General features: G+C 65.2%; 2 protein-coding genes. Both read left to right on the top strand.

Annotated features, from left to right (window positions below):
* Window positions 1-712 precede the first annotated feature (712 nt).
* Complete coding sequence (locus J2W94_RS12360) at window positions 713-868, top strand: hypothetical protein (protein WP_310093807.1); 156 nt, start codon at window positions 713-715, stop codon at window positions 866-868.
* Window positions 868-12,825 (top strand): ESPR-type extended signal peptide-containing protein, encoded by an 11,958-nt coding sequence (locus tag J2W94_RS12355; RefSeq protein ID WP_310093804.1) that lies wholly within the window; start codon window positions 868-870, stop codon window positions 12,823-12,825. The genes J2W94_RS12360 and J2W94_RS12355 overlap by 1 nt, the downstream gene beginning before the upstream one ends.
* Window positions 12,826-12,842 lie beyond the last annotated feature (17 nt).

Raw genomic sequence — 12,842 nt, 5'->3', positions numbered from 1 at the left:
CGGGAAATCGCAGCCCTTTTTTATTGTTCCGGTCAAAGGGAGCGGCCGACGTGGATCACCCGCACTCCATAGCGGCACCGCGCTTCGAGCAGAGACTAATCAAATGGTCGTATGTAAATTTCGTATAGGCGAATACTGATTTCGTAATACGAGAAAAACAAACTTCGTGTTTGCAGGCTATTGCTCGCCACCGTCGCGACGACAATCACAATTTACATGCCGATATGCATGCGCCTTCATTTACAAGTGCACGTGTTGGTTAGTTTTTGAAATATTTCGAGAGTGACGGTCACGGCATCGTGTGATTAGAGTTCGCGCAGGGGGAAGCCTTTGCGATCAAAAGACCGCAACTGCTTTTAAGGGGACATTCCGTTCCGCTTTCCCTCAGGAAGCGTGGCATTACGCCCGCAACCCATCAAGAGCCAGGGACGCGGGAATGCAGCAATCGAGTTACAACTCCTCGACCCTATACGTGCAGCGGACATGCGCACGGCGGGATCAGATTTTCCCTCGGTTCGTTTTTCTCTACTCACGGTCGGACACGCCAGCGGGCACCTGCGCGGCGCAGTACACCGCGACAGAGAGGGCCGATGCGGCCCTCGGGAAAAAGGGAGAGGTTTCGGCATAGCCGACTATGGACAGAACAAGCGACATGGATGGTGGCTACGTTCCTTTGGTAAGCGATTGCGTCCTTTCGGCGCCGATCACGAACATGACCACTCTGCGCGCCTATGCCGCACCGAGTGCCGGCTGGCGCTTGCGCCGCTTCGGCTATAGCAACTGGCGCGATCCTCATCGACGGGGTCCATCGCGCCGCATCGCCTTTTTTTCAAATCTCGTAATTCGCTTGCAACAGGGGAACAAGTAATGAACAAGATCTATAGCCTGGTATGGAACCGCTCGTTGAAGCAGCTGGTGGTCGCGTCCGAACTGGCCACGCCGCGCGGCAAGGCGTCCGGTGGGAAGTCGGCTTCGCGCCCGGCGGCAACGTTGTCTGCAACCGTCATGGCCTTGCTGGCGATGGGCGGGATGGGATGGGCCGGGTCGGCACAAGCACAGGTGAGCTGCGCTGCGGCGCCGTACAACAACTACGCCGGCAGCAGCACATGCGCGGGTTTCATGTCCCAAGCGACTGCAGGTGGAGGCACTGCTTTAGGTTATAACGCCCAAAGTACGGCGCTGAATGCCACGGCTGTTGGCTACCAAGCCATTGCCTCTGGACAGAATTCCATTTATATGGGTCCGCGCACCGCCCCGGGGACAGGTGCGCTAGGTACTGGCTCCATCGGCATCGGCACCGACGTGGCCGCTACTGTTGACAATACTGTTGCCATAGGCACCCAAGCAGCATCAACAGGCACAAGCGCGGTGTCGATGGGTACCTCAGCCAAGGCGTGGGGCAACCAGTCAATCGCAATCGGCATAGGCGCGAATGCGGGCGTCCAAACCAACACAGCCTTGCCCAACGACATCGCAATCGGTGTTAACACGCGCGCTACGGGTGGTTTCAGCCTCGCGCTCGGCACTGCCTCCACTGCGACCGCCCAAGGCGGTGTTGCCATGGGCAACTCAGCCGATGCCACGGGGATAAATGCCACCGCATTGGGATCCGAAACAATCGCGAGCGCCACCAATGCGACCGCCGTTGGCGTGCGCGCCAATGTCACCGGAATCGGCGCCAGCGCCCTGGGTTCCTTCGCCGATGCCAGTGGTGGGCACTCCACTGCGATAGGTACTAGCGCCAACGCCAGCGGCGCCCAATCGTTCGCCGGCGGTTATACGGCAACGGCAAGCAACGCCGCAGCCACCGCTGTCGGCAACGCCGCTCAAGCGATAGGAAATAGCTCGCTTGCGCTCGGCGCGCAAGCGCTTGCCATGGGTACCAGCACCGTTGCGGTCGGCCAGGGTGCCGGTGCGGGTTCGACGGTCGGCAATACGGGTTCGGTCGCATTGGGTATTGCTTCCGGCGCGCTGGTCACCGGCGCGCAGAACACCGCCATCGGTGGCGGCATTGCCAGCGTGATGCGTGGAGCGGGTTCGGGCGTCACCGGAACGCGCAACGTGGCCTTTGGCGTAGGCGATGGTACGGTTGCCTACGATGCCACTTTGGACGCCGCGGCCGGCAGCCTGGTAAGCGGCGACGACAATATCGCCATCGGCACCAACGCAGGTATCGGCGTCGCGGCCGATGCAACCACGTCGATCGGCGTGAACGCGAATGCCAGCGTGGGCAACGCGATAGCCATTGGCACGCTGGCAAGAGCTTCCGCACTGGATGCCGTCGCGCAAGGCAGCAGCGCCAACGCAGGCGGCCGGAACGCCGTCGCCATCGGCTTCCAGGCGGTCGCATCTCAACTGAACTCGATCAATATCGGCGGGCGCACGGCTCCGGGAGCCGGCGCCACTGCGGTGGGCTCGGTCGCCATTGGCACGGATGTGACGGCATCGGCGTTAAACGCCGTTGCGGTGGGGCTCGCCAGCCAGGCCACCGGGTCGGACGCCATCGCTTTGGGTCAAACCGCCTTAGCGACAAACCAGAGCGCCATCGCTATCGGACGCAATAGCACGTCCAACGCGGTCAACTCGATAACATTGGGTGTCGATACCGACGCGACCGCCACCAACGCGGTTGCGATATCGGCCTTGGCTCAAGCGACCGGCGTCGATTCGCTGGCAATCGGAACCGAGGCCAACGCGACCGCCGCCAACACCATCGCGATGGGCCGTTCGGCGCTTGCGGACTCGGCCGGCGCCGTGGCGATCGGCAACGATTCGACCGCCACCGGCGGCAGAGCGGTGGCTATCGGCGACGGCAACTTCGCCAGTGGCAATGGCGCAGTTGCGATTGGCGATCCGAACACTGCCACCGGTAATGGTGCAGTGGCGCAGGGTCTGGACAACACGGCTACCGGCAATGGTTCGGTAGCCATGGGCAACACCAACATGGTTGGCGGTGGCGGTCAGGCCGTAAGCACGCCCGGCACGGCGGCTCAGGGCGCGGTCGGCATTGGTTTCCAGAACACCGTTGTTGGCCAAGGCAGCGTCGCCATCGGTAATGTCAGCAGAGCACTGGGAGCAGGTGCTGTTGCATTCGGCGACGCCGCAGTGGCCAACAACGCACGCGACGTGGCGCTAGGCTCGGGTTCGGTGACGGCGGCGGCGGTGGGTACATCCAGCGTCGTGATCGGCGGCACCACCTACAACTTCGCGGGTACGGGTCCGACTTCAACGGTAAGCGTGGGTGGCGGCGTCGGCAGCGAGCGCACCATCACCAATGTGGCCGCTGGCCGAATCGGCGCGAGCTCGACGGATGCTATCAACGGCTCGCAGCTGTATGCGACCAATCAGGCCCTGCAGGCGACCATCGCCGGGGCGGCGACGCACTACGTCAGCATCAACGATGGCGGCGTGATCAAAGGGAATTACAACAACAACGGCGCCACAGGAGTGAATTCGGTGGCAGTAGGCCCCGACACCGTTGCGTCGGCGCAGAATTCGACGGCGATCGGCAGCAGCAGCACAGCGTCTGGCTCTTCTTCCCTGGCGGGCGGCGGCCTGTCGGTCGCAACAGGCGTTTCCTCGACCGCGCTCGGCTCGTCCGCAGCGGCCACTGCCCATTTCTCAACGGCCGTCGGACGCTTAACGCGTGCGGAGGCTGAGAGCAGCACAGCACTAGGCAATTCCGCGCGCGCCTCAGGCGCGGGCGCGGTCGCGCTTGGCGGCAATGCGACCGCGGGCGCGAATGCTGGAGGTGTCAATTCGATCGCCATTGGCGGTGAGAGCACCGCGTCGGCAAGCGACGCCACGGTAATCGGGCGCGGGGCGAACGCGTCGGCCAGCTCGTCGGTCGCTTTGGGCACCAGTGCCGTAGCAGCGGGGGTCAGCGGCTCGACCGCGGTTGGCGCCAATGCCAATGCCGGTGCAACCAACGCCACGGCCGTGGGTGAGTTCTCTGCCGCTACCGCCAATGCCGCGGCTGCCTTCGGTCCCGGCGCCAATGCTTTGGCCGTCTCCGCGCTGGCCTTGGGCAATGGGGCTACCGCTAGTGCCCAGAATGCGATCGCCGCCGGAACGAACGCGGTCGCCAATTCCGCGGATTCGGTCGCCATCGGCACCAACTCCACCGCCACCGGCGGCAGGGCCGTCGCGATCGGCGCCGGCAACTTCGCCAGCGGCAACGGCGCGGTCGCGATTGGTGACCCCAACACCGCTACCGGCAACGGTGCGGTGGCGCAGGGCCTGGACAACACAGCCACCGGCAATGGTTCGGTAGCCATGGGCAACACCAATATGGTCGGCGGCGGTGGGCAGGCGGTTGGTGTCGCTGGCACAGCTGCGCAGGGCGCGGTTGGCATCGGTTTTCAAAATACCGTGGTTGGCCGGGGCAGCGTGGCGATCGGTAGCACCAGCAGCGCGCTGGCGGCCGGCGCGGTAGCGTTCGGCGACACGGCGGTCGCTAACAACGCCGGCGCCGTGGCGCTGGGTTCGGGTTCGGTGACGGCGGCGGCGGTGGGTACATCCAGCGTCGTGATCGGTGGCACCACCTACAACTTCGCGGGTACGGGTCCGACTTCAACGGTAAGCGTGGGTGGCGGCGTCGGCAGCGAGCGCACCATCACCAATGTGGCCGCTGGCCGAATCGGCGCGAGCTCGACGGATGCCATCAACGGCTCGCAGCTGTATGCGACCAACCAAGCGATCTCGGCTATCGCGGCCAGCACGCCCGTTCACTACTTCAGCGTGAACGATGGCGGCACAGTCGGGGCGAATTACACCAATAACGGCGCGTCAGGGCCTTTCGCCATTGCGATTGGGCGTAATGCCACCGCGACAGGGTCTTATGGGACCGCAGTTGGCGAGGCGGCGAGAGCCATCGGCGATTGGGCGACCGCTTATGGCAACGGCGCTAATGCCAGTGTCACCACGGCCACGGCCATTGGCGCCAGCACAAACGCCACAGCCACGTTCGCACTCGGAGCCGGTTTTCAGGCCACTGCGGGTGGGGTGGCATCTACGGCCATGGGCCTGCACGCCAACGCAACGGGCGAGAGTGGTATCGCCATAGGCACGGACTCCGGGGCCTCGGGGATCTACGCCATCGCGATCGGGCGCAATTCCAGCGCGACGGGGTCTCATGGGACCGCGGTCGGTGAGGGCGCGAGAGCCATCGGCGACTGGGCGACCGCTTACGGCAATGGCGCCAATGCGAGCGTCACCACAGCTACCGCCATTGGCGGGGGCACAAACGCCACGGCCACATTCGCATTTGGCGCGGGTTATCAGGCCACTGCAGGCGGGGTAGCGTCCACAGCCGTGGGCTTCCACGCCAATGCATCGGGTGAGAACAGCATCGCGATGGGCAATACCGCGGTCGCCAATTCCGCCGACGCTGTCGCCATCGGCACGAACTCCACCGCCACTGGCGGCAGGGCCGTGGCGATCGGCGCCGGCAACTTCGCCAGCGGTAACGGCGCGGTCGCCATCGGCGACCCCAACACCGCTACCGGCAACGGTGCGGTGGCACAGGGCTTGGACAACACGGCTACCGGTAACGGCTCGGTAGCCATGGGTAACACCAACATGGTCGGCGGCGGTGGCCAGGCGGTCGGCGTCGCGGGTACGGCGGCGCAGGGCGCGGTGGGTATCGGCTTCCAGAACACTGTGGTCGGCCAGGGCAGCGTGGCGATCGGTAACACCAGCAGCGCGCTGGCGGCGGGTGCGGTCGCGTTCGGCGATACCGCGGTGGCCAACAACGCACGCGATGTAGCGCTGGGTTCGGGTTCGGTGACGGCAGCGGCGGTAGGCACGGCCAACACGACGATCAACGGCGTGACCTACAACTTCCAAGGCACCGGGCCGACCTCGACGGTGAGCGTTGGCGGAGTGGGTACCGAACGCACGATCACCAACGTGGCGGCCGGCCGGATCACCAATACTTCGACCGATGCGATCAACGGCTCGCAGCTGTTCGCGACCAATCAGGCGGTGGAAGCGATCGGCGATGGCTGGACGGTCAGCGCCGAAGGCGCCAACGCAACCAACGTCGGCGTGAACAGCGCAACGGGCAACAGCGTCGATCTGAGCAACGGCGACGGCAACCTGGTCGTCTCAAAGGACCCGACCAGCAACGATGTGACCTTCGATCTGGCCGACAACATCACCGTCGACAGCGTCACCGCCGGCAACACGGTGCTGAACAATAACGGCCTGACGATCACCGGTGGCCCAAGCGTCACCAGCACCGGCATCAACGCCGGCGGCACGGTCATCACCAACGTCGCCCCGGGCGCTGCCGGTACCGATGCGGTCAACGTGGATCAGCTGAACGCAGTGGGCGACATCGCCAACGCGGGCTGGAACGTCAGCGCACAGGGCGCCAATGCGACCAATGTGGCCCCCGACGAAACCGTCGACCTGAACAACAGCGACGGTAATATCGTCGTGTCGAAGGATGCGACCAGCGACGATGTGACCTTCGACTTGGCCGACGATATCACCGTCGACAGCGTCACCGCCGGCAACACGGTGCTGAACAACAACGGCCTGACGATCACCGGTGGCCCGAGCGTCACCAGCACCGGTATCAATGCCGGCGACACGGTCATCACCAACGTCGCCGCGGGCGCGAATCCCACCGATGCGGTCAACGTCAGCCAGCTGACGTCCGTCAGCACGGCCGGCCTGAACTTCACCGGCAACGACAACACCGCCGGTGACGTACATCGCGACCTGGGCCAGACCCTGGCCATCCGGGGCGATGCCACCACTGCGGGCACTTACAGCGGCGGCAACCTGCAGACGGTCACCGACCCGACCACCGGCGCCATCAATATCCGGATGGCCGACTCCCCCGTGTTCGGCGGTACCACCATCAATGCCGGCGGCACCGGCATCATCAGCGGCGTGACCGCCGGTGTGGCCGACACCGATGCCGTCAACGTCAGCCAGTTGAACGCGATTGGCGACATCGCCAACGCCGGCTGGAACGTCAGCGCACAGGGCGCCAATGCGACCAACGTGGCGCCGGGCGAAACCGTCGATCTGAACAACAGCGACGGCAATATCGTCGTGTCGAAGGATGCGACCAGCGACGACGTGACCTTCGACCTGGCCAACGACATCACCGTCGACAGTGTCACCGCCGGCAACACGGTGCTGAACAACAACGGCCTGACGATCACCGGTGGCCCGAGCGTCACCAGCACCGGCATCAACGCCGGCGGCACAGTCATCACAAACGTCGCCCCGGGCGCAGCCGGTACCGATGCGGTCAACGTAGATCAACTAACGGCGGTGAGCGACATCGCCAACGCCGGCTGGAATGTCAGCGCGCAGGGCGCCAATGCGACCAATGTGGCGCCGGATGAAACCGTCGATCTGAACAACAGCGACGGCAATATCGTGGTCAGCAAGAACGCGACCGATGACGATGTCACTTTCGACCTGGCCGACGACATCACCGTGGACAGCGTCACCGCCGGCAACAGCGTGCTGAACACGGCTGGCCTGACCGTCGATGACGGCGTCAACAGCACCACCGTCGGCGCGACCGGCCTGGTCATCACGGGCGGCCCGAGCATCACCACCACCGGTATCGATGCCGGCGGCACGGTCATCACCAATGTCGCCGCGGGCACGAACCCGACCGATGGAGTCAACGTCAGCCAGCTCACCGACGCGACCAATGCGGTGCAGACGCACTACTACAGCGTCAACGACAACGGCGTGCAGGGCGGCAACTACAACAACGACGGCGCGACCGGCGTCAACGCGCTTGCCGCAGGTGTTGGCACAGTAGCCAGCCAGAACAATGCCACGGCCATCGGCGCAGGAGCGGTAGCGGGCACCAGCGCCGGCGATGTGGCGTTGGGTTCTGGTTCGGTGACCGCAGCGCCGGTAGCGACCACCGGCACGACCATCGACGGGGTGAGCTACTCCTTCATGGGTACCAACCCGACCAGCACAGTCAGCGTGGGCGCTGTAAATGCAGAACGCACCATCACCAATGTCGCGGCCGGCCGGATCTCCGATACCTCGACCGATGCCATCAACGGCTCGCAGCTGTATGCGACCAATCAGTCCATCGAGAACCTCAGCAATGAGGTCGATGCGAACGCCATCCACTACTTCAGCGTCAACGACAATGGAGTGCAGGGCGGCAACTACAACAATGACGGTGCGACAGGAACAAATTCGATTGCCGCGGGACAGAATGCTGTTTCGGCGGCACATGACAGTGTTGCCATCGGCAATGGCGCTTTCAATCAACAGACCTCCGGCATTGCCAGCGGCGCGGTTGCGATTGGCGCATTCGCGCACACGTTTGGCACTACGACGACGGCCGTCGGTTACCGATCCGAAGCGCTTGCACCGGGAGCGGTCGCCCTCGGCGTGTCGGCATCGGCAGCCAATGCTTACTCCGTTGCCATTGGGTCTGGTCCCGGCGCAACGTCAGGGGCGGGGGCGAACGCAGCCTCCCCCGGCGCTATCGCCATCGGCGGCGGTGGCGGAACGGGCCCCACCGGAACTCCGGCCGCCGCATTGGGAGCCCGCGCAATCGCCATCGGACAGAACGCGACTGCCGGCAGCGCTTCATCGGTTGCCGTCGGCGATGCCGCCAGCACGGGCACGACCGGCGCGAACGTCGCCATCGGCAATCTGAGCACGGCCAATGCCGGGACCGCCACGGGCGGTGCGGTGGCGATCGGACGCTCCAATACCGCTTTCGGCGACGGCGCGGTGGCGATAGGCGATCCCAGCTACGCCAGCGGTACCGGCGCTTTCGTCGGCGGCGCGAACAACATCGCCAACAGCGATGGCACGGCGACGGCGACCGCCGCTAACCAAGCCAATGGCGCGGTGGCGATCGGTAACAGCAATCTGGCGATCGGGCAGGGCAGCGTGGCGTTGGGCAACGACTCCACCGCTGGCGCTGTTGGCATCGCCGGCAATGTGGCAATCGGTGATGGTGCGACGGCCGCGACGAGCGCGGGCGATGTGGCGCTGGGCTCGGGCTCGGTGACCGCAGCGGCGGTAGGGACCAGCAGCGCCACCGTCAATGGCGTCACCTATTCGGGTTTCGCGGGCACAGGACCGACCAGCGTGGTCAGCGTGGGCAGCGTGGGTGCCGAGCGGCAAATCACCAACGTGGCGGCCGGCCAGATCACCAATACCTCGACCGATGCGATCAACGGTTCGCAACTGTATTCGGTGGCCGATACGTTGAGCGGCCAGATTGCCGCGTCGGAGACGCACTACTACAGCGTCAACGACAACGGCGTGCAGGGCGGCAACTACAACAACGACGGCGCCAGCGGGATCAATGCGCTTGCGGCGGGCGTAGGCGCCATTGCGAGCGGTGATAGCAGCTTCGCCGCAGGGGCGGGGGCCGAGGCCACCGGGATCAATGCCGTGGCGATCGGCAACAGCAGCTCGTCTACGGAGCAGCACACCATCGCCATCGGTGTCGGAAGCAGCGCCTCCGTCCGGCTGGGGATCGCCATCGGCGGCGCGTCCAATTCGGCCGGGAATGGCGCAGTAGCGATTGGCGACGCAACGCAGTCGACCGCGGCCTCGACGGTTGCCTTGGGTCAATCAGCGAGTGCGACAGGTGACTTTGCGGTGGGCATTGGACGGCAGGCGAACGCCAGTGCGGTGGGTTCCATTGCGGTGGGTTTCGGCGCGCAAGGAACCGCCGTCAATGGCGTGGCGCTTGGCCGTGCGGCGATCGCCGACCGTGCCGGTATGAGCGGCGCGACCGAGCTGTTCTCCAATGTGGCCGTCGCATCGAATGAAGGTGCGGTATCGGTGGGTCAGGCGGGTAGAGAGCGTCAGATCATCAATGTGGCGGGCGGTACGCAGGACACCGATGCGGTCAACGTCCGTCAATTGAGAGCGGTGGCCGATACCGTGGCCGCCACAGCGACGCACTACTTCAGCGTCAACGACAACGGCGTGCAGGGCGGCAACTACAACAACGACGGCGCCAGCGGCGTCAACGCGCTTGCCGCAGGCGTTGGGGCAGTAGCCAGCCAGAACAACGCCACGGCCATCGGCGCAGGGGCAACAGCAGGCGCCAACGCGGGCGACGTGGCGTTGGGTTCGGGTTCGGTGACGGATGTGGCGGTAGGCACGGCCAACACGACGATCAACGGCGTGACCTACAACTTCCAAGGCACCGGGCCGACCTCGACGGTGAGCGTTGGCGGAGTGGGTACCGAACGCACGATCACCAACGTGGCGGCCGGCCGGATCACCAATACTTCGACCGATGCGATCAACGGCTCGCAGCTGTTCGCGACCAATCAGGCGGTGGAAGCGATCGGCGATGGCTGGACGGTCAGCGCCGAAGGCGCCAACGCAACCAACGTCGGCGTGAACAGCGCAACGGGCAACAGCGTCGATCTGAGCAACGGCGACGGCAACCTGGTCGTCTCAAAGGACCCGACCAGCAACGATGTGACCTTCGACCTGGCCGACAACATCACCGTTGACAGCGTCACCGCCGGCAACACGGTGCTGGATAACAACGGCCTGACGATCACCGGTGGCCCCAGCGTCACCAGCACCGGCATCAACGCCGGCGGCACGGTCATCACCAATGTCGCCCCGGGCGTAGACGGTACCGATGCAGTCAACGTGGATCAGCTGAATGCGGTGGGCGACATCGCCAACGCCGGCTGGAACATCACCGACGGCACCACCACCGGCAACATCGCACCGAATGAAACGCTGACGATGACCGCGGGCAGCAACGCCACCGTGACGTACGACGACACCACCGGCACGATGACCGTGGGCGTGGTGGCCAACCCCAACTTCACCAGCGTCACCGTTGGCGACACGCTGATCACCGACGGCAGCGTGAGCTTCGTCAGCGGCGGTCCCAGCATCACCAATATCGGCATCGATGCCGGCAATACGACCATCACCAATGTGGCTCCGGCGGTGAATGGCGGCGACGCGGTCAATCTGGATCAGGTGACCAACCTGGTGGACGGTGTGGCGACGCATTACTACAGCGTCAACGACAACGGCGTGCAGGGCGGCAACTACAACAACAATGGCGCCACTGGCATCAACGCACTGGCGGCTGGTGTGAATGCGACGGCAGCGGGAGATTCCTCCGTGGCTGTCGGTCTCGGGGCCACCGCGGGCACCGCCAACAGCGTGGCCCTCGGTGCCGGTGCCGTGACCTCGGCAGCGGTCGCCACCCCCAGCGCCGTTATCCGCGGTACCACCTACAACTTCGCGGGTGAAGCACCGGTGGGTGTGGTCAGCGTGGGCAGCGCTGGCAACGAGCGCCAGATCACCAACGTCGCAGCAGGCCAGATCAGCGCCACTAGCACGGATGCCATCAACGGTTCGCAGCTGTATGCGACCAACCTGGCGATCAACAGCATCGTCTCCGGCGGCGGCATCATGTACTTCCACGCCAACTCGACCGACCCGGACTCCGTCGCCAGCGGTTTGAACGCGGTGGCCATCGGTCCCAACAGCGTGGCCAGCGGCGACGGCGGCTATGCCGCGGGCGATGGCGCGCTGGCGGTCGGCGGCAACAGCATCGCGGTAGGCACCGGCGCTTCGGCGACCGGAGACAACGCCATCGCCCAAGGCAATGGCGCCCTCGTCAACGGCACCAACAGCACGGCCATCGGCAACGGCGCCACCGTCTCCGCCGCCGATGGTCTGGCCCTGGGCAGCGGCGCCACCGTCACCCACGCCAACAGCGTGGCGCTGGGTGCGGGTTCGGCCACCACCGTCGGCGCGCAGAGCGGCTACAACGCCGCTTATGTGGGCAGCAGCAACTCCACCGGCGAAGTGAACGTCGGCGGCCGCACGATCACCGGCGTGGCGCCGGGCATCGCCGGCACCGATGCGGTCAACGTGGACCAGCTGAATGCAGGCATCAACAGCATCACTGTCGACAACACCGCCATCAACAACGCCATCACCAATCTGGACAACCGGGTCACCACCATCGAGGGCGATATCACCGACATCCAGGGCGACATCGTCGATATCCAAGGCGACATCAGCGACCTGACCGATACGGTGAACAACGTCACCGGCGACATCGATGCCGTGCAGAACGGCGCCGATGGCATGTTCCAGGTCAGCCAGGAAGGCCCGATCGTCAAGCCGTTGCCGACGGGAACCAATTCCTCTGCAGGTGGCAACGGTGCGGTGGCCAGCGGCAATAACGCACTGGCGGTGGGCAACCAGAGCCATGCCACCGGCGCCAACAGCACCGCGATCGGTACCGGTTCCACCGCCTCGGCCACCAACAGCACCGCGCTGGGCAACAATGCCTCGGCCACGCACGGCAACAGCGTGGCGCTGGGCGCGGGTTCGGCCACCACCGTCGGCGCGCAGACCAACTACAACGCCGCTTACGTGGGCAGCAGCACCTCGACCGGCGAAGTGAATGTGGGTGGCCGCACGATCACCGGCGTGGCGCCGGGCATCGCCGGCACCGATGCGGTCAACGTCAACCAGCTCACCGCGGGCGTGAACTCCGCCGTTAGCCAGGCCAACCAGTACACCGACAGTCGCCTGGCCCAGTTGGACAACGACGTGTGGACGATGGAACGCAATTACCGCGGTGCGACGTCGTCGGCGATGGCGATGGCGGGTCTGCCGCAGGCGTACCTGCCGGGCAAGAGCATGCTGGCGGTGGGCTTCGGTGGATACCAGGGCGAATACGGCATGGCCGTGGGTTTGTCGGGCATCACCGAGAACGGCCGCTATGTCTACAAGGCGCAGGCCAGCGGCAACACCGCCCGCGATTGGGGCTTCTCCGTCGGTGCGGGCTTCCAGTGGTAACTGCCTGCGGGCCCTTC

Source organism: Pseudoxanthomonas sacheonensis (assembly GCF_031455975.1).
Lineage (GTDB): Bacteria > Pseudomonadota > Gammaproteobacteria > Xanthomonadales > Xanthomonadaceae > Pseudoxanthomonas_A > Pseudoxanthomonas_A sacheonensis_A.
Note: the sequence above shows the minus strand (reverse complement) of the source record. Positions and strands in the feature narration are given on the sequence as shown.

Coding starts and splice junctions, on each gene's coding strand:
- J2W94_RS12360 (WP_310093807.1), top strand. CDS start 713: ATGACCACTCTGCGCGCCTATGCCGCACCGAGTGCCGGCTGGCGCTTG.
- J2W94_RS12355 (WP_310093804.1), top strand. CDS start 868: ATGAACAAGATCTATAGCCTGGTATGGAACCGCTCGTTGAAGCAGCTG.